This window comes from Paenibacillus sp. sgz302190, assembly GCF_059820445.1.
In genome coordinates, this window is sequence record NZ_JBZYAO010000066.1 from 1 (window position 1) to 21,112 (window position 21,112).

Sequence of the window (21,112 nt, forward strand, 5' to 3'; positions counted from 1 at the left end):
AAAGCTCTATTAAAAATATCGTTTTCCGTCATCCCAGATATCTCCCTTCGGGGTTCTATTACAAGGATTGACGGCTTATTGTCATGCTAAACTGGGAAGAACCATATTTATTATTTGATCAAACAAATTTTTTTCCCTAAAAAATCCATTGTTCCTGACTATAGTGAACTCTTGGGGAGGTAATGTTGCGGCTAGAATGTCAAATTCGGGTAAATGTTCAATACCAACATCATAGAGATATTTTTTCGATAACGTAGTATTCGGAAAATTGGTTCTGTATATTTCACTAGCCTTCTTATCGATTTCATTTGCCCAAATCACTTGTGCCCCTGCCTCTTTAAAGCCTTTAGACATACCGCCTATTCCTGCAAATAAATCAACTACCTTGTATTCCAAAATTAAACATCCTCCAACCAAGTAGTACATAGGGTATAGCATCTCTACTCAGACATTAAACCCAATAATGTATAACGTACGCTAGTTTTAATTATGAAAGGCGAATTTTATTTCGTTCATACCAGCATACTCATAATTAATATAACGAATGTTTTCTATTGATTCCTCGATTCGAGCTTGTAGCGTACTGAGCATAATGATTTGCCTCCTAGCGCTTCAGTACAAGGTACATTCTAAGTGCTCTTTTGCTTCTTACAAAAAAAGGAATTTTTATTATCTTAACGTCCTGTCACTACATAGGTATCAGAGAATTTATAAACCGTTTTGTTTACTCTCGTCCTACTCACTTCACTTCAATTCATTTGAAATTGACCGCTCAGTTATTTTACTCTGTAAAGGATTGTACATTGCATTCTTGTAATTACTGGAATAGTAAGATTATACCACAGCCTATAGGAGAGTAGCAGTCGGCTGATGAAAAAAAGGTATTTGTAGAAGAAAAATAATGCATCCATAAACAACTTGCCATCCCCTCCCATCAGAGTTAACATACACACGCTCGAAGAAGGGAAGGGGAGAGGCACATGGAAGATTGGCCGGGATGGATTGTAAAGGGTTTGCGTCAGAGGTTTGATGATGTATCGCTCATTGTGGAGCAGCAGGAGCACATTGTTCCATTAATCGAGAAATCATCAAAATTACTGATGGATTTGAAAAACCAAGTGGATGAATCTGCTTTAGTGATAGTACTGGAATGGGAGGAGACTGTTCAATATCAGCAATCAGCTGAAAAGGAATGGCTGTATGTAAGAGGGGTTAAGGATGGCATGGGGATGATGGAGGAAATAAATCTTTATCTGAACAAGAATCGTTTGGAATTTTAACGAGCAAACAGCATGGAATCAACCCATGCCATCTGTCGTTGTTGGATACTTGAGACTGTAGGTTACTCAATGACTTCCTCAATCTCCAGTCCACATTTCAGGGTAAAAACAAAATACGCTGGCGAGAGAAGGGTGATCTTCCCAACTAGCGCATGGAATAGAGCATCGTCAAATTGTTCCAGTACATCCTGCCGCGCATTCATTACTTGTATAATTTCATTAATTCGCTGTGTAATTTGGGCCTTTTGATCGTTGTCTTTCTCAAGGAGGGCTTTCTTCTGACGAAGTTCATCCAACTCTTGGGATATCCGAGCGTTTTCTTCATTGTACACCGTCTCGTCAATCTGATCTCGAAGTTTCAATCTTACCAATCCCTTGAGGTCGGCTTTTAGTTGCTCAATGTTCTGCTCCAGTAGAAGCAGGGGCTCATCGCCTGATCGCTTGGACAGGATGGTTTCAATATTCGCTTTGAGTGTTCGGATAAATCCATCTTTATTTTCATGCATTCGGTTAAACAGTCGCATTAAATGCATCTTGCAGCACATATTCATCAACCGCCTTGGCAGCACATGCTTCTTTGCCTTCGTTGAATTAAGTTCTGCATTGCCATACGACTTTTTTGGATGTGTTGTTGCTGTTCCATGTTCGGCTTTTAAAATTGGCTCCGCAGCATCCACAGAACACTTTGCTGCTCAGCGCATATTTGCTAGAGTATTTTTTACGTTCGCCCATTATATTGCCTTTCAGCATGGCGCGGCGCTCTTTTTCTTTCTGTAGCTTCGAACATTTCTTTGGAGATAATTGGCTCATATTAGACTGTTGAGGTTTCTCAACAGTCTGAGCAGCCCAATTAAGGGCTGTTTTTAAAGGGGAGAATTGGAACGATATAACCAACAAGTTCCCAATTCTTATGAATCCATCATCTTCCCAGCAGTGATCATAAAAGTATAGTCACATAATAATTCAATATCTTCTTTATTATGCGATGTCATCACGATTAACTTATCCTCTGATTTCAGTTTTTCTAACACTTGCCTTAGTGTTTCGACAGAACTCTCATCCAAAGCATTAAAAGGTTCATCTAATATGATAATTTGTTGATTTTCCATCATGGCCTGAATGATTCCCAATTTCTGCTTCATTCCTAATGAATATTCCTTAAACTTTTTTCGAGATTTCCAATCTAAATCAAACAAGTTCATAAAAGATTGAATCTCTTCATTGCTAGTTATGTTCCTAATTTTAGCCAACATCTGTAAATTTTCATAACCTGTAAGATGTGGGAGAAAGCTTGGTTTTTCAAGTAATATTCCTAGGTTATCAGGGAATGAAGTATCTTTGCCTAATACCTTTTCGTCTACTCTGACTTCGCCAGAAGTTGGCAGTATCAAACCAGCAATCATCCTCAAAAACATTGTTTTACCACTTCCATTTTTGCCTACTATTCCGTAAATGTTACCACTTTTCAGGAGAACATTTATATTCTCAAGAACTTTAATTTTTCTAATAGACTTGGTGAAATTGATTACTTCAATTTTCATAGGATGATAACTCCTTCTTACGATTTATTCTTTTAATAAGGACCACTAATATTAGAGCAAAGACTATATTCACAATAACATTGAGTAGTGTGATTGAAGGACTATTGAATTGAGGCAAGATATTAAAAAATGCACCCTGATAGTGGCTAGTCATAGCTAAAAAGAATGAAATACCTCCCATTATCATATAGGTGCTTGTTTTCGTCAGCTTCAGTAATAAACATATCTGAATTAGAATTGTTACGATACAAAATAAATAAATTCTCCCTATAACTACAATAGTATTTATATTTAATGCTTGATGCACCTCAGAATAACTCAATGCAATATCTAAAAGTAACCATACAAAATAAAACAATATCACAAATGCCGCTGAGATTACTAAAATACCTTTTATTAGAGCTTTCAGCCAATTGTTTTTACCTCCGTATCGAACAGACAAACTATCCGAGTTGTCTATATAAAAAACAATGTAATCAATATTCATGTATTGTAATAATGAAAATATCATAATGAATAAACCTTTTAACATTAGTCCATTTAAAGGCTTCCCTCCGAAAATAGTTTGAAGCATAGTAGTAAGATCACTACTGTCCATCATCTTTAGGTATCCATAACTAATAAGAATGCCTATAAAAATAGTTAAAAAGGAAGTCTTTATATTCTTAAAAACTTTTATCACATAAAATCCCTCTTATCGCTAAATTTAGTATTTAATAATGTAGTAAGAACAATCAAAATCAACATAAAAAAATAGCTCTCTGATCCACTATGAAAGACCCAGGAAAATAACAAGTTGATATCAAACGAAGAAAATTTCTTTACATATGGTTTAAGTATTAAGAATTCAATAGCCATACATATGAAAGTAATTAACTTGCAATATCTGCTCAAAATTAAGTTGTTTGACCATTTCAAACAGGACATTATGTTTATGAAAATTATAATTCCCAATAAATATCTTATATACCATTCTATCAACTGCAATATGTAACCACTTTCTTGAAGTAACAGTGCTCCAAGTATAATAAATATAAACATAATGTTTAAGCATATAAACCCTTGTCTATAGTATCTTAGTAATTCTTTTCTGAATATTTCCTTTCTGCTTCCTATCCTTATGTAGGATAAATTATGAAAAAAGTTGCTTTCAATAACCAGTCCTATAATAACTACTGAAATAAATTGAAACACGAAAAATTTATCAAAAAACCATTGATTAAACCAATCATGACCTATAGATAATTTTAATATAGAAGTTATTGAGAATATCGCAATATAAATGGTGAAAAAACCCAAAAATAAAAATCTATTCATGGCAATCTCTTGATTTAAAAAATATAACACTTATTAATGTTAAGTTCACTAATAACCATCCCCCCATAACCACAACTACATCTTCCCAAGTTATTATAGTTGTTAATGCACTGACGGCCCTTGGTTGAAGAATCATTCGAATGTTATATTCAAAAAGCACTGGATATGAATCAAAAATAAAGGTAATACCGTACAGAAAAATTACAGGAATTAAAATTGCAACATACCTATTCGAAAAATTAAACAACATACTGATACAAAGTGAAAATACAACAAATACTGACATTGCAAGAGCATTCAAAAAAGTATAGATTTGGATCATGTTCATAGGTTGAGACAAAAATGCTTTATACACAAAGCTTCCTTCATGTGGAACTAACCTATTGTAATAATTTGTAATAATGGTCGTATCAGGAAATAACATGTAGGTCACCAAAATATTAATTTCTAAAACCAATAGTATTAAAACAAACGAAAACAAACCCGTTGAAAAAAACTTTGAGATCAAATACTGCTTTTTATCTTTTCTTATGATTTGATACATATACATAGAGGTATTTTTATCTTCATAATAGATTAAACCTGTTAATAATACGGCAATAATCCAAAACATAATATTGTATAAGTTATTTCCCCAACTTACTGAATTCATTAACATCCAAAACTGAAATGGATTTTGTCCAATTGTCTCTGCAGAATTAATATCTTCAGAAAAGTACATAGATACTGTTATTGGATCAATTATTGTAATAGCAAGCAGTAGCAATACTACAACTATTACTGCCTTGCTTGTTATCAATCTATTGATGTCAATTTTAAAATAATTCACATACAACCCCCCTAGTGTATTTTGATTCTTCGTCGCTTTTCTTTGTCAGTTGAAGTGAGTGGTGATAGTATATTTATAACAGGAACAATGCGTTTTACATAGGGGATATAAAACCCATCCCCTATGTAAAACGCATCGAATTTAGGAGCATAAACCTAAGTATAAAACTCTGTCAGTTCTTCTAGTTGGGACTCCATTCACCTTCAACAGCAACTTGCGAAGATGTCTGAATAGGGTTATCGAGGTTTAATATAACATTATTGCCCTTATTAGGTGTTATTGTGTAATTAATCCAATTTTGACCTAAAGATGCTTCATTATATGGACTGGAGTAGTTACCTCCCCAACTTCCCTCTGTCCACGCTCTAACAGCTGAGTATCCAGTGTCTAATTTTGATATTTTAATATAAAAAAGATTAAGCACATCCGAAGCGTTAGCTCTTGCTACAGTACTTATCTCAGTATCACCTTGATTTGCAGGAAGGCTACCTTTAAATGTAGCTGTTGCGGCAAACGCAGATGTTGCAAACAACATGGAAAATGCTAAAGTTCCGATAGCAAATTTACTTTTTTTCTTCATGAACATCCCTCCATTATTTCCATTATTTTATATATTGGGTACCCATATAATATGGTATACTCACTTCATTTTTTTGTCAATAATTATCTATTTTTACCAAAATTTCTACCGGAACTTTCGGTACTAACTTTCTTGAGCGAAGATAAAACCATATCAAGAAAGGGTTTTGGGCTGTTTAGATTTCGTAATCAATGATTTTGACTTTGAACAAGATTTTGTCTCACAACTCACCTTTACATCAACCGACGAGTTACAAAAAAGCCCTCTCTATAACGAAGGCTTAGACAATATTAAAGCTTTTAATTCCAAAGGTGAAGCATTGAACGATAAAACCAAACGTTCTATGATAACAACGAATTGGAGATTGATTTCGGAAGCATCCTTTGAGAAAATACATTTTAACATTCCAAAACTAGAGTCTGTTATAGGTTATGATTCCAATGACAAAAGCAGTGTTGGTATTTGGAAAAAACTAAAAGAAACCTCTCGTTTTGGAGATGAAATTTTCCCAACGAAACTTCAAGAATTCCTTGAAATAAATAAGATTAAGAAAAAAGATACATCTTCTTAGCACATATCCATATATATCGTTTTTAGAAGTTAAGTCCTAAGGGTTGAAAGTTTAGCTCTCAATAAGATCAGCTGGACAAACTCAAAGTTGTCCGGCGCAAAATAACTCTATACTCGTTTTAACAATATCGTCTGCCGCTCCATATATTCCTTCAAAGGCGCGAAAGCCTTCATTGCTTTTTTGGTTACTGGCGTTTGCATTTTCTCGGCGTCAGAAACGGCAATGTCCTGCTCACCCGACAGTTCCACCAATTCTAAAACATTTTAATTTGATAGAGAACTAGGTATATTAAGCATCTTCATGTTAATAATAGAAGCACACGCTCCCTACTCTCGCCCCGCCGATACGGTAGGGGCTTCTTGTGCGTACAAAGGATATTTGTAGAATTTTCTGGCGGATATGACACCCCTTAACTTTGGCGCAAATGCAAAGAACGTTTCGCTAGGCACTGGGTGGGAGTACAACAATGGATGACTATCAATAGCCGCCTCTCTTTACTTTGTACGCCAATACATCTCCGATTTAATTGTCCTTCTGTTCATAATTAATAAACTCTTGCTATTTTACAGCCCTCAAACCCTCATTCCACCGTTTCCCTCATAAATAAGCTCATGCTACAAAACAGTGATTCCCCCCGATTTTTGACCCGACTATTTCTATCACGACTTTATTATAACCTGAATAATGTCTTGGTAGAAAAACAGAGGAACGGCTTGATGGATCTGGTTTTTCCCAGTTCTCTATTCATCCCTTCCCCAATTTTATCACGGCTTTATTCGATTTTTGTCACAGGTTTATTTGTTATATCACGAGTTTATTACGGGGGTTAATCAATTCACTCACTCAAACCCCTTATAAATCAAGGAACAAACACTCTCCACATGAACCGTATGCGGAAACATATCCACCGGCTGGACTTCCGCGACGGTGTAGCCGCCGTCCTCGAGCACGCGCAGGTCGCGGGCTAGTGTCGATGCGCTGCACGACACGTAGACGACGCGCCGCGGACGCAGCTCGAGGATCGTCGCGAGCAGCGCGGGGTCGCAGCCTTTGCGCGGCGGGTCGACGACGATCACGTCAGGGCGGACACCCTGACGTGTCCATTCGGGCAGGACGACCTCGGCCGGTCCTGCCTGGAAGTGCACGTTCGACATGCCGTTTAACGCGGCATTCTTACGTGCATCGGAGATCGCCTCTTCGACGATCTCGACGCCGTACACCTGTCCCGCGCGCTGCGCCAGGAACAGGGAGATCGTGCCGATGCCGCAATAGGCATCGACGACTGTCTCGCCGCCGGTCAATGCGGCGTATTCCAAAGCTTTCCCGTACAGCACTTCCGTTTGTACGGGGTTGACTTGAAAGAACGATCGTGCGGAAATGGCAAATTTCACGTCGCCGATGTAGTCGTAGATGACCTCGCTGCCCCACAGGACGCGGGTTTCATCCCCAAAAATAACGTTCGTCCGCTTCATATTGACGTTATGACAAATACTTGCAACGCCGGGCACGGTTGCCCGGATGCCGGCTACCCACTCGTCCGCACGAGGAATTTCAAAACCATTGGTCACCAACACGACCATGATGTCGCCCGTACGGTAGCCGACTTTAACGACGACGTGGCGGAGCAGTCCGGCATGCAGTTCTTCCCGATAGGCGCTGATTCCGAGACGCGTCCCGATTTCCTTCACGCGGGCAACGACTTCGTCGTTTGCCTCATGCTGGATCAAGCATGTATCCATATCGATAATGCGGTGGCTGCCCTGCGCGTAAAAACCGCCGATCAAGCCGCCTTGCTCTTCGCCAAAAGGAACCTGCGCTTTGTTCCGGTAGCGCCAGGGGTTTTTCATGCCGATCGTCGGATGGACGATAACGCCCTGCTCCGCACGCCGGCTCGCCGCGGAAACGCCAGAGCCCGAGCCCGCGACCACACCGGAATCGGCGGCCTCGCCTACCCGCTCCGGTGCCGGAGCTTCGCCGATCGCTTGCTCCAGACCCGCCGCCTCGTCCGCCCGCTCCGAACCCGCGGCTTCGCCAATCGGCGGTTCGCCCAACACCTGCAGCTTGCCGATGCGCTGCAGGTTGTCCACAACCTGCCGGCGCTTGACGCGCAGCTGCGCCTCGTAGCTCAAGTGCTGCAACTGGCAGCCGCCGCACTGGTCGTAAATGCCGCAGTCCGGCCGGACCCGATCCGGACTTTCTTCCAGCACCTGCAGCAGCGAGGCGTAACCGTACTGCTTCTTCAGGTGCTCGACCCGCACCAGCGCCCGCTCACCCGGAAGCGCGCCGCCGACAAAAAGGGTAAAGCCGTTCACACGGCCTACCCCTTCCCCGTCATGGCTGATCCCAATGATCTCAGCCTCGTATTGCTGCCCTTTTTGCACGGGCAGATCCGTCGCCGCGGCGCGTTTGCCTGCACCCGGCCCGCGGCCTGCAGCAGCCGTTCCGCCGCGATTTTTATGTTTACCGGTATTTTTTTTAACAGTCATAATACCCTCGCTTTTATACCCGTCACCGCCCGCTCCAGACCTGCGCCATGCTCACCATGGGCGGAATGTGCGGATTGCGGTGTCTATGAATTTTGCCCCGTGCCGGGAATCCGGCGGAACGCCGCGTACATCGTCGGCACACGGTACTTACATGCCGCCAGGCAAGCGCGCACCTCTCCCCGCGACGTTGCGGCGCTGCACGGCGGCCGCCCCCTAGTCTCTCACATCGCCATGCTCAACGTCCTCGTCGGCTTGACCGATTCCTTTCAACTGAAACGGCGCGGTCAGCGTGTTGAGCAGCGTCTTTTTGTAGATCGACTGGCCGGACTCATCGACGATGATTTGCAGGTGGCTTTTCAGATTGGTCATGACGCACGGCAGCGTGCCGCCGAACTCTCCGTCCAGGTTAAGCTGGACGTAGTCCGGCGAATTGATTTCGATATGGCTCGTCTGAAAATAGATCACGTTTGGATCGCTCAAATGTTCGCCCCGCAGCGCCAGCGTCACGACGCGGATGAATTCGGCGAGATTGCATTTGCGCAAAATGATGACATCGAACAGGCCGTCGTTCAGGCTGGCGTCGGGCGACAGCTTTTCAAAGCCGCCGACAGAGTTGCTGTTAGCGACAAGGAACATCATCGCTTCTTCGTGCAGCTCGGTTTCGGCTGTTTTGACAAACAGCTCGATAGGCCGCAGTCTGGGCAGCTTTTCGAGCCCTTTCATATAATAAGCGAGCTGGCCGATCATCGTTTTCAGCTTGCTGGGCACTTCGTAAGTCAGTTCCGTCAGGGAGCCTCCCCCTGCGATGTTGATAAAATAGCGGTTGTTGATCTTGCCTACGTCAATGTCCCGCGTGTACTGCCTGACGATCAGATCGCACGCTTGCTCCCAGTTTTTGGGGATATTCAGCGCTCTGGCAAAATCGTTTGTCGTCCCGAGCGGCAAAATGCCGAGGGCGGGCCGATGGTTTTTCTCGGCCATTCCGCTTACGACCTCGCACAGCGTGCCGTCCCCGCCCGCCGCGATGATGACGTCGAAGCCGCGGGCTACCGCCTCGGCGGCCGCTAGTGTCGCATCGCCTTCGCCGATCGTCGCGTGCGTCGAGGTTTCAAGCCCTCCGCGCTCCAACCGCTGAAGGATTTCCGGCAGCCGTTTTCGCATTTCCTCGCGTCCGGAAGTCGGATTATAGATCAGTCTTGCCCTTTTAACCATTACGCACTCATCACCCGTTCGCAATTGTTATTTGAGAAGCGGCTTGCTTCTCAATCCATCTGGAAATAAGGGGACTGGGCAGGAGCGCCCGTCCGTTGTATCTGTATTCGAACCCTTCCATTCGGGAAGGAATCACATTCCGCGTAAAATATCCTTCGCTCAAAAACAGTGGGGCCACGATAACCGTATGGCCGGGCTTCCTTTGGGCCCACCGCGTCATTTTGCGCTTCACCTGATCGGGCAGAAGCATCGCCACATCCGCTTCATCGAAGCCGCCGATCGTCTTCAGCCGCCCGGCCAGCTTTTCCAGCCCTTGGCGCCATTTGAGATGAAAATTTTTTTCCACACTGCCGTGGCCTACCAGCAGCACGATTTCCTGTTCGGGATTGACGCTGAGCCCGGCGATTTTGTCGTAAACAATATCGGCAATCACCGGATCATCGTCGATCGGCGATGCGAGACGGATTCTGGCTTTTATATCGAAAAGCTCCATATCGGTCGCAAGGATCGGCTCCGGAATGACGCCCAGCGCATAGCTGATCTCATCAATATGTGTGCTCCCTGAGGACACGAACAAGGGAACGACTATAATATCCGTGACGCCTGCGGCTTCCAGACTGTAAATACCGTCCTGAATCAGACGCCCTTCGACCAGTTCCAAATACGAGGCATAGACCGGAATACCGCCGGGCAGCGAGACCCCCGACACCGCGTCATCTACAAGTCTGACCCAATCCTCGTCCCGGGAACCATGGCTGATTACAAGCACACCGTATTTGTTCATCGCACTCTTCCCACCGTTCCGGACACTACCATTATTCTTATGCTATCGAAATGGTCCCCCCATGTCAATTGAGCATGAAAATAGTCCCACATCAAAAATGGGACTTTTCGGTTATTTCCAATTATTAGGCGACCTATCTGTGAAAAAGCCCTGCTCGGCGCTAGGCAAAGCAGGACGGTTTGTTATTTGTTCATTCGGGCCCGGGACGGACGCCGCCTGTTAGCGGTTAGCTTTTAACGGTCCAGCCGGTCCAGCGTCATTACGTAGCCGTCATTCCCGTAGTTCAGACAGCGTTTTACACGGGATATGGTCGCCGTACTCGCACCTGTCTCCGCTTCGATCTGGTTATACGTACAGCCTTTGCGCAGCATGCGTGCCACTTCAAGGCGCTGGGACAGCGATTGAATTTCGTTCACGGTACACAAATCATCAAAAAAAACGTAGCACTCCTCTATATCTTTGAGCGTAAGAATCGCTTCAAAAAGCTGGTCGATCGCCTTATCATTTAGTTTTTTCAACTGCATGTTATCAACTCCCGGAAGAACGTCGTCGTAGCTTATGAGTTTAGCAAGCTCTGTTGTATGTTTCGACACTCCTCCCATAATTCCTTCCTTTAGGTTTGCAAAACGTTAAAATTTCTATGCGTTAATGGGCTAAATTGTTACAAATCACAATACCCGTGACATTCGTCCATACCAACGGTAGGCAAGTGACATATCCTGTATTAGAAAAACTTGATAAAAAGGATCGTGAATCCACTGTGAACACACAAAGACCAATGAATGGAAATGGCCCCGAGGCGTATACCAGAAGCTTTGCCCCACCCCAAATCGGCGATGGCTTCGGGGGACCTTATCCCGGCCCTGGCGGAGGCGCTCCGTTTGGCGGTTTCCCACCTGGCGGCAATCTTCCAGGCCCGTTTCAAGGCGGAGGCGGGGGCGGGGGGTTATTTGGCGGAGGCGGAGGCGGAGGCGGCGGAGGTTTGTTTGGCGGCGGGGGCGGAGGCGGAGGCTTGTTCGGCGGAGGCGGAGGTTCCGGCAATCCGCTCAGCGGCATTAATTTCAAGCAAATCCAAGGCTTAGTAGAACGCATGGGCGGAATTGAAGGCATCATCGGCACGATGGGCAAAGTCCAAAAATTCGTAAACAGCTTTCAACAAATGGCGCCGATGTTAAAAGTGCTTTTTAATTCGATCGGCAAGGCTGCCAAATCTACCGATTCCGATTCTGGCCGGTCACGCAAGCGCAAGCGCCGCAAGAAATCCGGCTCCAGCCGCAGAAAATCCGGCGGTTCCGGACGCACCCGCAGATAAAACGGCCCTCTTCGGCCAATACGATAAGCCGCCCCGCTTGGCATGCATGCTGCCGGCAGGGCGGCTTTCGCCTTTGCAGCGCCTACTCCGTTTGGAGCGCCGAGCCTTCGGGCACGAATTGAATCCATGTGTTGCCCGGCAGCAGCGGCACTTCCTTCCCGTCCGCAAATGCGCGGATCATGCCGTTTTTGCGTTCCCAAACGATCTCCTGGGATTTGCCTTGCTGGAGAATGATGCCTTTGCCGGGACCGAACACATCGACTTCGCGCCGCCCTTCTTTATCCACTATGCGGTGTTTGCTTTCCAGCACGAGCAGGTTCGTCGTTTGCAACTGCTTGCCGGTTTCTTTGTCCAGATGCGGCTTGCCGTCCATGCTTCGCTTGTATACGCCCTCAGAGGCGCTGTATTCGTAAGAAACGACGTATCCCGAAATATAGGGAATCCGAATGCGCGAGACGGCCGGACCCGTAAGCCTGCTTTGACCGTCCCTGGCAAAAGCGAGCAGCGGGCCGTTCCATTCCTTGCGAAAGCTGCGCGCCTCGGAGCCTTCCTTCATTTTATCCGTGGAGGTATACAAATTGTGCGGAGCTTTGCGTTCGGAATCGCGCCAATAAAAGGCGCCGTCGCCGTAAACCTCGTCAAGATGCGCCATCTTGCGCCCCGCGAGTATGTTCATCGCGTCCTGGCTCCAGCCTGCATGGACGATAACGGCGTCAAGCATATCTCCGATTTCCACAAAATAAGGGCGGATGCTGCGCACAGGGCCGATCGTTTTCGCTTCGTGGCTCTGGAAAACCGAAACGAATCTCGTGATCTCGCCTTCCGCCAATATTTCATACACGATATCCGCCTGATCCAGTCCGGTCTGCGGCCTTGCTTGCGGCGAATTTTCGACCATGACCATGAAGGGTCTGCTCTTCACTTCAGCTTCGCTCGGCAAGCCGGTCAGCGGGAACCTGAACGGGGCCGGCGACGATTCCACAGCTGCGGAAGCAGGCTCGGACGACGCGGAGACCGCGGTTGTTTCCGCAGGCTTGACGCCGGTCGCCGGGGAACCGGACGACGCGCCGCCGCAGCCGGATAAGGCGATAGCCGCACATCCGAGGATCAGCCAGACGCGAATGCGGGGTGGGCGTAATTTTAATAGTTTCATAGGGCTGCACCTCTCCTACTCGTTCTTCGGAAGTTTGTCCGACGGAGGTACTTTGCGCGTTTTGCATACGTTTGCCTTCTACCGGGTTCATCGAACAGACTCTTAGCTATTCTTATTCTGGCAAGAGGACATTTAGAAGACTTCCATACTATTTTTTACATGAATTACTAGTTCGCGGCGCGTGTGGAAGAACCCTTTTTCGCGATTGGAGATTCAGAGGGGACAATGCCCGTCTGCACGGCGTTCCCGCCAAGCTTTTCGTTCCGTGCGAAAGCCGGATATGCTATAGTTTTGTTACAGCTTATTCACCTTCACCATTCGCGTTCAAGGAGGCTTCCTTCATGGTTACCCGAACAGGCGATACCGGCCCGGCGTCCGTTATTTTGTTTGACGGGGTATGCAATCTGTGCAGCGGAGCCGTACAGTTCATCCTGCGCAACGACCCGAGGGGCAAGTTTCGTTTTGCGTCCCTGCAATCTCCCGCCGGTCAGCGGCTTTTGCAGGAGCATGGGCTGCCGGCGGATAGGATCAGCTCGATCGTGCTGATTGAAAAAGACCGCGCCTACACGCAATCTGCAGCCGCGCTGCGCATCGCCCGCGGGCTCCGCGGAGCGTGGCCGCTTGCCTATGCGGCGATTGCCGTGCCTCCGGCAGTGCGGAACGCCGTCTATAACTGGATTGCGCGCAACCGGTACCGCTGGTTCGGCCAAAGCGAGCAGTGCATGCTGCCCAAGCCGGAATACAAGCACCGCTTTTTGGAACAAGGATAAACGACCCCGTCGTCCTTCTAGGACGAGCGCGTTTATCAAGGTAGATGCGAAGCAAAAGTATAAAACATATACTTTCTTATCTACTGAGATAAAACCCCTATCGAGGTCTTTCGAAGATGTGAGGGCCGCGTTTAGAGGTAGGTTTGTTCGCCAATAAGAATGCTGTTCTTCACGCTTTAGCGCTGTAAAGAACTTAAACATTCTTATGTGGTAAAAAAACCGGAAACGGCACCCTTGTCATTCGGGTGGCCGCTCCGGTTCGGATCGACTGGGATAGCTCTATCGGACAGATGCGTGCGCTCCTTCTAGGAGGCTTGCAGCCCCAGGTTTTTTTCTATTTTGGCTTTTTGCCGCAGATGATGGCGGAAATGCATTTCGATTAGCGCGAACCATTCCGCCGCGTTCAAATACCCGAAGCGCGGATGCGCTACTTTGCGGTCCTGCGGAACGGCTTGCAGCGTCAGTTCGACCCGCTTCAGCTCATCGACCAGCCGCAGCAGCTGCTCGCGGACTTCCGCTTTGCTTTGCGGATTGGCGGGCGTATATTGCGCTGACGGCGGCACCTTAATATCGACGTTCGGCATACTTCCCTGCTCGAATATCATTTGGCCGACATCTGTTTTCCCCTCGGAGGTTTGCGCGTCCTCGCTTTTGCAAAGCTCGACATTTCTTAGCTGCATGTAAAAGGCGGCCCCCAGCAGATGCACATACATTTGACCGAGCGACCAGTTCGTTTCACTGGGGTTAGCCAAAAAATCCTCCTCGCGGTACCCGTCCAGATCCCGGATGTAATCGCCGATCGTTTGCTCCAAGCTTGCCACAATTTGTTGAGTGTTCATCATAAGTATCTGCTCCTTTAGAATCAAGTTTCTTCTAATATAGCAGATCGTTACTGACACCGTTATGTCAGTAACGAAAAAGGCCCGGCACGCAGTGCGGCGTCGCATGACGGAGGTCAACCACATTGGAATCTGTCCGATAAACCACGCCCCGCCAGACTCACGGGGCATATTCCCGCCTGAGAGCCTCGCAGACGCGGACATCCAAGACTTACGCGGCTTCCCGCTATGGCCCTTCCGCCGCTTCCTCATAGACCGCAACCATTTTGAGAGCCTCATCCCGTACCCGGTACGCCAAAGACGCCGGCTCCAGCACCCGGGCGAGGTGGCCCCAGCCAAGAATCCACTCCAGCACGTCCTCCTCCTGTCTGGCCCGCAGCGTAACCAAAATCCCCTCCGCCGTCTGTTCCATGTGCTCGGAGTAGAAGCAGCGGCTCTCTTTCAGCCTTTCGAACAGCGTTGACGGGAACAGCACCTTCACACTCAGACTGCGGTCATCCGCCATCGTATATTCCCGCAGATTGAAATCGGCCGGCAGCGCAAACGCCTCGTCCAAAACTTTCAAGTCCCGCATCCGGTCGAGCCGAAAATGGCGTATCTCCTGCCGGAGATGACAGTAAGCGACAAGCACCCATGCGGTCGCATTGAAGACGAGCCCGTACGGATCGGCCTCGCGGTCGCTTCTGACCCGTTCCGCGGCTCCGGGCGCTTTTTTGTAATAGCGGAAGCTGACGCGGTGGCAGCCGGCAATCGCTTGCCTCAGCCCATGCATGATTTCGCTTAGGGCCGCATCTTTGTGCAGCGGCCTTATCGGGAGGAAGCGCATCCGGGAGCGCAGCAGCTCCACTTCTTCGCGAACGCGGGCAGGCAGCACCTCCTCCATCTTGCCCTTCGACGACTCGGCGTGCCGGCGGTACTGCATGTCCAGGTGGTTCATCACCAAATCGCTGCCCAGCAGCATAACCGCCGCTTCATCGCTGCTGAAAGTAAGCGGAGGCAGAAAATAGCCCTCCATCAGCGAATAACCTTGTCCGGTCGCCCCGACGACAGGCACCCCGGCTTCGCTGAGAGCCTGCATATCGCGATAAATCGTTCTTACGCTCGTTTCGAACAGCGCCGCCAAATCTTCGGCGCGCACTGTTCCACGACGCTGCAGCTCAAGGACGATGGCCAGCATCCGATCGGTCCGGTTCATCGCCGTTCCTCCGCCCCGAACATCCAGCAGCTCAGGCTCAGCGTGTCCATCTGCAAGCTTTGGTGCAGCAGCTTCGCCCTGCGTGCAGGTTCCGCCGCGCCTAACGCCAGCAGCAGAGGCGCCAGATGCTCCTCCGTCGGCACCGCCTCGCGGGCCCAAGGAGCTCGCTGCGCATAGTCGAACAGCGCTTCCAGATTCCACGTCTCCAACTGTTCAGCCAGCCATTCGTCGAACTCCAGCGCCCATCGCTGCGGGGAGTTGTTTTTTCGATCCAACCTGCGCAAATTGTGCACCGTGCCGCCGCTTCCCAGGATCAGCACCTGCCGCTCCCTGAGCCCCGATATGGCCCGGCCGATCCGGTAATGTTCCTCCGGCGCGAGATTCGGGTTCACCGACAGCGCCACGACCGGAATCGACGCATCCGGGTACATGATGCGGAGCGGCGACCAGACCCCGTGATCCAGATCCCTTCGGTCGTCCAGCCCGCAAGCGATGCCCTCGTTCTCGAACAGGCTCTGTATTTCCAGGCTGAGCGGCAGGCTCCCCGCGGCAGGATAGCGGATTTGATACAGCTCCTGCGGAAATCCGGTAAAATCGTGCATCGTCTCCGGCCGGGCCGCCGCACCGATCCGCTGCACGCCGCTTTCCCAATGGGCGCTGAACACGACAATCGCCTCGGGCCGCGGCAGGCGTCCAGCCAGCTTTTGCAAAAAATCGGTATACGCGTTTTGCTCGTTAGCCAAGCCCGGCTCCCCGTGCGCTATAAAAAAAGAAGGCAGCATCGCCCAACCCCCTTATGCTCAATCCTGATTTTCCTCTATCATAACTTACTTTATTCGCGATTTCATTAGGCCGATGAGGCAGCGGACGAAAACGGCAAAGGGCCTGACCCGCAAGCTGCTTGAATTATAGCGAATCGGGGCGATCTAAACCTTTCGTTCCCTGAATGGGGTCCCGCCAGCAGAATGACGTAAAACCCACGCTAAGATATTATTTACCATAAAAAATGCCGAATCCCTTACGCTAAGGAACTTCGGCATTTTTCTTGACAATTACTTAATAGGGGTCTCCCCGCCAACATTTTAACGCTAAAAAATATACGCTAAGCCTTCGGATACGCCAGGCTTGGCGTTTTTTTATACTCTAAGGATTGTTGTCCTTGCTACCAATTTCAACATACACTCGGATGTATTCGCTGTTTCCGTTCTGATAAGGTTTCTAACATTGCAAATGGCAAACGAACAACAAATAAAAAAGGATCACTCCTTTCTTGAATCCTCAAAATTGAGGAGTGAAGAAGAGGCGATCCCTTACTTACTTTTATTTCTTACTCATATGCATTTCCCGAAAGATACGCGGTGGCCGATCCACCAGTTTGTACAAATATGCAACGATTAACACCCCAAGGAATGTTAGAGAGTTTTGCTGTTAGCCAAGTGCCACTGCTAGGATACTCTCCATCAAAACTTTCACTAATACCCAATTGTACAAAGGAAGTTTGACCAGATAATTTAGCAGCAATGCCATACTTCACCTTCAAGTTAGTTTTGCTTGGGGAAGATGGCGAAATTACTTGCCATCCCATAATGGAAACATTACTTTGAGTAGTTGCAAAGGACTGCCCAGAGAAGTACGTAAACAGACCGTATCCAGGTGCATCATTGAGATAGTATGAGCCGGGAATAGAACTTGAAAATACCGTAGAAGCTTGTTTATTCGCGCTACTACCAGCAGTCTTGTCAACCTGAGCTTTGCCTACCTCTACAGTCCCGTATTGATCGGAACCCGGAACCAAATTATAGGTAATGGATTCTTCTTTTACTTTATAAGTTCCGTTATTATTAATCACGCTGTACGGTGTAACAGGAAGTGTACCGAACTCCTCATATGTCAATTCAACCGATAACTTGACATTGTCTACATCCGAAGCGTCCTTCGATACAATCTTAAAGCTTTTCAGAGGGATGCCGTCTGCAGTACCTGCAACGCTTTGATTTACGATATTTTGGAAATAATCATTCGCAGCCTTTAAAGCTGCTTTTTCCGATTTTTCTACCGTTGAAATCGTAATTGCCTTTTCGGTTGCAGAGTCATTGTTAATTTCAGCAGCACTTGATACTCCAGCAAAAACAGTAGAAGCCAGAGCGATTGCCGAAACCATAGCGAACATTTTTTTCATACCTTCGATTCTCTCCTTTTCAATTACTTGTATTTTTTACATATATTTCATTCTACACCAGGCAATTAAAATCCTTTTTTTGGATAAAAAAATATTTTGATTATCCAACTAGCTCAGGATAGGCAATCGTCGTAGACGAAAGGCAACAATGAACTAGTCTGTTGAATAACTCGCTCTTGACCTCGCGACGGTTGAATCGATAACAAAACTCATCCAGATACGCTTGAAGGTGCTTAGGATCTAAGCCGTGGTAGGTACCACCAATAAAAGCTTTCGTATTTGAGATGATCGTGTGGAGCCACTTTAGATGATCTGGATTTTCTTTCAGTTCGTACTTTCTGGCTTCATGGTGGAAGCCATTTTTGGCCAAAGCTTGGTAAGAACGATATCTATCGCTGGGAATTGTTGATCCGGCTTCAATGTACGTAGTTGCAAAGTCAGTGAGCGTCGTTCCTTTGATGTCAGGAATGACCTGCATCTTTAGGTATTTGGGGCAGCCCTTCTTGTCTAGGATAAAGCTACAAGCACGGTAGTTTGTTCGGTGCCGCACCCGCGTTTACCGCCTTCCGTGGGCGCTCCGAAAAAAGCTTCGTCGAGTTCTACGATGCCAGCAAGAGTATAGGCTCGCCTTACGAACTTTGAGCTGAATCGTCCAGGCAGTCTGATAGACAATGCCGAGTTCGTCGGATAAGTAAGTAGCCGAGACGCCACGTTTGTCTTGGGCGATCAAGTATACGGCCCAAAACCATTTGACCAAATCCATTCTTGTCTTTTCGAAAATCGTTCCGGCGATCACGGTTGTTTGGTGTTGGCAACCCGTACACTCGTAAAGAGGTAAATTACGAGTCTTAATTTCGTAAACCTTCCGGTGCTGGCATTTCGGGCAGCGATATCCGTCAGGCCATTTCATCTTGAACAAATGCTGATGGCAAGCTTCCTCCTGATCTAACTGAGCTAACTGGATAATTAAAAAATATTAATGTAATTATTGGTGTAATCTAATACAAATATAAATATAAATATTTATGGGATTCTATGGGTAGAATTTGAAATATAGAAACATTTAGGTTATCGTTAATTAAGAGAAGCGTCACTTTCAAGAGAGGAGGGAGAGTTCATGCTGAGTACAACGAGACTGGTTTTTTTATCAAGTATGATGCTGATAATTGGTACTGTTCTATTCAATTGCATTACAACCGTAGCCTCTTCAGATGATGGGGAGCACATTAAATCAGGCGTCGTTGCTATTTCAAACCAAAAACCTGTGTGCATTAAGGATGCTATTCCAGATTCTCCGACTAACGGAACCACATACTGCACCGAAAATGTTATTCGGCACTCAGACGGCTCGATAAGCGTTCCGCCAGCACCGGGATAAAAAAACAAAAGCCATCCCGCCCGTACAATACATCTTGGCCCACGCTAGTTATTTTTTTGGCTTCTGGGAAGTAGATAGGCATAATTCGTTTGTCCCACATTCGTCGCTAGATTAGCTTCAGCTGAAGCGACGAAGCAGCTAGGGCGACCGCCAACATTTTAACCAAAATATTCGCTAAGGGACGTTTAGACTCATGAACAGCGGACTTTTCCTACTCTAAGCCGAATGTCCTTTAATGCCTAGCGTATAAAACGGTCAAAATTTTGGCACAACCCCAGCTAGGCTCAAATAGCAAAAAATGGCCAGTCCGTCATACAATAGTACGACAAATACTCACCAGAATTCCGCGGCGCTCACAGAGGGGTCTACCTTCTGAAGCGCCTTTATTATTTTTGTTAGTGAAGAGCTCCGCGGCCACTCCACCCGTACCGTTAAACAATACCAAACAAGGTCTCACCGATCAAAATGGCACACCTATCTCCTGTATGGGACCATTAAATATTTCAATCAAACGGAACCCAAAAATAACTATCAAACAAGATAAGTTATAACCACCCCTCTCCGGTAATCAAATACAAGGACGCGAAAATAAGAGATTAGCTTATATTTTCGCTAATTATCTTTACTGTTGCATCGGCACACGTGTTTAGAATCCGATGCAGCGAGGCTCATTGTCAAGGCGAATACGTTGTTTACATGTCTTCGCTGTACAATCCCTTGATGATCAAGGGGTTTCTAAACACAATTTTAGATAACGTTAACTAGGGGCAATACAAAATTCCAGATAATGTCTCAGCGTGGGTTTTCCGTCATTCTGCTGGCGATACCCTTGAATGGCCGAAATTATCCATACCCATCTGCATGAAAACGCTTCGTTCTGCTCACACTATGCATAGGTTAATTCTGACTGGTGTTCGTATATGGATTCAGGCCTTGGTCAGGATTTGGGTTCGTTTCGGATATGGATTTGGGCTCAGGTCGGGATTCGGGTTTGGATTTGGATTAGGTTTCGGGGAGGCAGCGGATGGATACATTTTGGAGCTGGATCGCACGTCACTGGATATCGATTGCCTTGATCGCAGGGGTGTGCTTGGCGATATATTTCGTGTATAAAAACAAAGACAAACTGCTGACCGGCAGCAGTGACAAATGAATTTCGCGCTGCCGCAAAACTTGTCCGCTAAAGCATCACTGGCAACCGCGCGCATCTCCTGACGTACGGTGCAGCGTCACGCGACGGTGGTCAACCACATCGCACACAGAAAACCTGCACATGTACATCTTTTTAAACCCGGATGAGCGCCTGGCAAGAAAAATACCCGCAGATGTCAGGCTGTTGAGAAAACGTACATTGTTGAGGGGCGCTTCGCTATAAGACGTAGAAAACCTGCCAAGTGTAACGTAGGCGACAGCCGGAGTGGTGATTGTAACTTTTCTGTAAACATCAGATTGTTGCTCAAGTGATGGGTTAGAGGAACAACGGAGGCACAGCTGCTCTTCCCCAATCCATCCCTCTCCTGCATGAGTTGTAGCGCTGAAGTGGTGGGCGCAAGGCGGCTTGGCAAGGTGAAAACCTGCAAAAGTCAGGCTGTTGAGAAAGTCTTATGAATCCACCAATTCACCGCGTTAATATGGTATAATATTCTTGTGAGTATTCCATGGAAAGCGCGGTGTGTCTATGCTTTA

The 21,112-nt window shown here is 46.9% G+C and carries 21 protein-coding genes and 1 pseudogene; 5 read left to right on the forward strand and 17 right to left on the reverse strand.

The genetic code is table 11. The annotated features are described in order from the left end of the window. Positions 1–81: 81 nt before the first annotated feature. Positions 82–396, reverse strand: a complete 315-nt coding sequence (locus AC6RNO_RS35510; RefSeq protein WP_497108309.1) for a DNA cytosine methyltransferase — start codon at positions 394–396, stop codon at positions 82–84. A gap of 584 nt (positions 397–980) precedes the next feature. On the opposite strand from AC6RNO_RS35510, the gene AC6RNO_RS35515 reads away from it, so the two are divergent. Then, positions 981–1,280 carry a hypothetical protein gene (locus AC6RNO_RS35515; RefSeq protein WP_497108310.1) on the forward strand — a complete coding sequence of 100 codons (300 nt, stop codon included), beginning with the start codon at positions 981–983 and terminating at the stop codon, positions 1,278–1,280. 62 nt (positions 1,281–1,342) lie between these two features. On the opposite strand, the gene AC6RNO_RS35520 is transcribed toward AC6RNO_RS35515, so the two are convergent. The 6 genes from AC6RNO_RS35520 to AC6RNO_RS35545 all read right to left on the reverse strand — a co-directional run bounded on the left by AC6RNO_RS35520 (position 1,343) and on the right by AC6RNO_RS35545 (position 5,547). Further along, complete coding sequence (locus AC6RNO_RS35520) at positions 1,343–1,957, reverse strand: hypothetical protein (protein ID WP_497108311.1); 615 nt, start codon at positions 1,955–1,957, stop codon at positions 1,343–1,345. Next, a complete protein-coding gene (locus AC6RNO_RS35525) occupies positions 1,872–2,090 on the reverse strand; it encodes a recombinase zinc beta ribbon domain-containing protein (RefSeq protein ID WP_497108326.1) in 219 nt (72 codons plus the stop codon). The genes AC6RNO_RS35520 and AC6RNO_RS35525 overlap by 86 nt, the downstream gene beginning before the upstream one ends. A 98-nt stretch (positions 2,091–2,188) precedes the next feature. After that, on the reverse strand, positions 2,189–2,821 hold the full coding sequence (locus AC6RNO_RS35530; RefSeq protein ID WP_497108312.1) for an ATP-binding cassette domain-containing protein: 633 nt from the start codon (positions 2,819–2,821) through the stop codon (positions 2,189–2,191). Continuing rightward, a complete protein-coding gene (locus AC6RNO_RS35535; RefSeq protein ID WP_497108313.1) occupies positions 2,811–3,503 on the reverse strand; it encodes a hypothetical protein in 693 nt (230 codons plus the stop codon). Before AC6RNO_RS35535 ends, AC6RNO_RS35530 begins: the two co-directional genes overlap by 11 nt. Positions 3,504–4,130: 627 nt before the next feature. Beyond that, complete coding sequence (locus tag AC6RNO_RS35540) at positions 4,131–4,967, reverse strand: hypothetical protein (RefSeq protein ID WP_497108314.1); 837 nt, start codon at positions 4,965–4,967, stop codon at positions 4,131–4,133. Between the two features lie 181 nt (positions 4,968–5,148). Beyond that, positions 5,149–5,547: a hypothetical protein gene (locus tag AC6RNO_RS35545; RefSeq protein WP_497108315.1), complete on the reverse strand. Its 399-nt coding sequence runs from the start codon at positions 5,545–5,547 to the stop codon at positions 5,149–5,151. A 166-nt stretch (positions 5,548–5,713) separates the two neighbouring features. On the opposite strand from AC6RNO_RS35545, the gene AC6RNO_RS35550 reads away from it, so the two are divergent. Continuing rightward, positions 5,714–6,118, forward strand: a complete 405-nt coding sequence (locus AC6RNO_RS35550) for a hypothetical protein (protein WP_497108316.1) — start codon at positions 5,714–5,716, stop codon at positions 6,116–6,118. An 839-nt stretch (positions 6,119–6,957) separates the two neighbouring features. Here AC6RNO_RS35550 and rlmD read toward each other — a convergent pair. The 4 genes from rlmD to AC6RNO_RS35570 form a co-directional block, all read right to left on the reverse strand. Further along, positions 6,958–8,604, reverse strand: a complete 1,647-nt coding sequence (gene rlmD, locus AC6RNO_RS35555; RefSeq protein WP_497108317.1) for a 23S rRNA (uracil(1939)-C(5))-methyltransferase RlmD — start codon at positions 8,602–8,604, stop codon at positions 6,958–6,960. Positions 8,605–8,817: 213 nt separating this feature from the next. After that, positions 8,818–9,816 carry a diacylglycerol kinase gene (locus AC6RNO_RS35560; protein WP_497108318.1) on the reverse strand — a complete coding sequence of 333 codons (999 nt, stop codon included), beginning with the start codon at positions 9,814–9,816 and terminating at the stop codon, positions 8,818–8,820. Positions 9,817–9,826: 10 nt separating this feature from the next. After that, the gene (locus AC6RNO_RS35565) at positions 9,827–10,600 is read right to left on the reverse strand and encodes a sirohydrochlorin chelatase (RefSeq protein WP_488437978.1); all 774 of its coding nucleotides are present in this window, start codon (positions 10,598–10,600) and stop codon (positions 9,827–9,829) included. Positions 10,601–10,833: 233 nt separating this feature from the next. Further along, complete coding sequence (locus AC6RNO_RS35570) at positions 10,834–11,124, reverse strand: YerC/YecD family TrpR-related protein (protein WP_474684595.1); 291 nt, start codon at positions 11,122–11,124, stop codon at positions 10,834–10,836. A gap of 236 nt (positions 11,125–11,360) precedes the next feature. Here AC6RNO_RS35570 and AC6RNO_RS35575 point away from each other — a divergent pair, with 236 nt between their 5' ends. Next, positions 11,361–11,912: an aminotransferase gene (locus AC6RNO_RS35575; RefSeq protein ID WP_497108319.1), complete on the forward strand. Its 552-nt coding sequence runs from the start codon at positions 11,361–11,363 to the stop codon at positions 11,910–11,912. An 82-nt stretch (positions 11,913–11,994) separates the two neighbouring features. Here the strand turns inward: AC6RNO_RS35575 and AC6RNO_RS35580 are convergent, their stop codons facing one another. Further along, positions 11,995–13,065, reverse strand: coding sequence for a DUF3048 domain-containing protein (locus AC6RNO_RS35580; RefSeq protein ID WP_497108320.1), 1,071 nt, complete (start codon positions 13,063–13,065; stop codon positions 11,995–11,997). Positions 13,066–13,406: 341 nt separating this feature from the next. Here AC6RNO_RS35580 and AC6RNO_RS35585 point away from each other — a divergent pair, with 341 nt between their 5' ends. Then, positions 13,407–13,835, forward strand: a complete 429-nt coding sequence (locus tag AC6RNO_RS35585) for a DCC1-like thiol-disulfide oxidoreductase family protein (protein ID WP_497108321.1) — start codon at positions 13,407–13,409, stop codon at positions 13,833–13,835. Positions 13,836–14,140: 305 nt separating this feature from the next. On the opposite strand, the gene AC6RNO_RS35590 is transcribed toward AC6RNO_RS35585, so the two are convergent. The 5 genes and pseudogenes from AC6RNO_RS35590 to AC6RNO_RS35610 all read right to left on the reverse strand — a co-directional run bounded on the left by AC6RNO_RS35590 (position 14,141) and on the right by AC6RNO_RS35610 (position 19,015). Then, positions 14,141–14,677: a DinB family protein gene (locus AC6RNO_RS35590; protein WP_497108322.1), complete on the reverse strand. Its 537-nt coding sequence runs from the start codon at positions 14,675–14,677 to the stop codon at positions 14,141–14,143. Positions 14,678–14,900: 223 nt separating this feature from the next. After that, on the reverse strand, positions 14,901–15,869 hold the full coding sequence (locus tag AC6RNO_RS35595) for a WYL domain-containing protein (RefSeq protein WP_497108323.1): 969 nt from the start codon (positions 15,867–15,869) through the stop codon (positions 14,901–14,903). Continuing rightward, on the reverse strand, positions 15,866–16,651 hold the full coding sequence (locus AC6RNO_RS35600) for a DODA-type extradiol aromatic ring-opening family dioxygenase (protein WP_497108324.1): 786 nt from the start codon (positions 16,649–16,651) through the stop codon (positions 15,866–15,868). The genes AC6RNO_RS35595 and AC6RNO_RS35600 overlap by 4 nt, the downstream gene beginning before the upstream one ends. Positions 16,652–17,196: 545 nt before the next feature. Next, complete coding sequence (locus AC6RNO_RS35605) at positions 17,197–18,048, reverse strand: hypothetical protein (protein WP_497108325.1); 852 nt, start codon at positions 18,046–18,048, stop codon at positions 17,197–17,199. A 100-nt stretch (positions 18,049–18,148) separates the two neighbouring features. Further along, a pseudogene (locus tag AC6RNO_RS35610) lies at positions 18,149–19,015 on the reverse strand (IS1595 family transposase). Between the two features lie 1,435 nt (positions 19,016–20,450). Here AC6RNO_RS35610 and AC6RNO_RS35615 point away from each other — a divergent pair. Continuing rightward, a complete protein-coding gene (locus tag AC6RNO_RS35615) occupies positions 20,451–20,579 on the forward strand; it encodes a hypothetical protein (RefSeq protein WP_488437970.1) in 129 nt (42 codons plus the stop codon). Positions 20,580–21,112 lie beyond the last annotated feature (533 nt).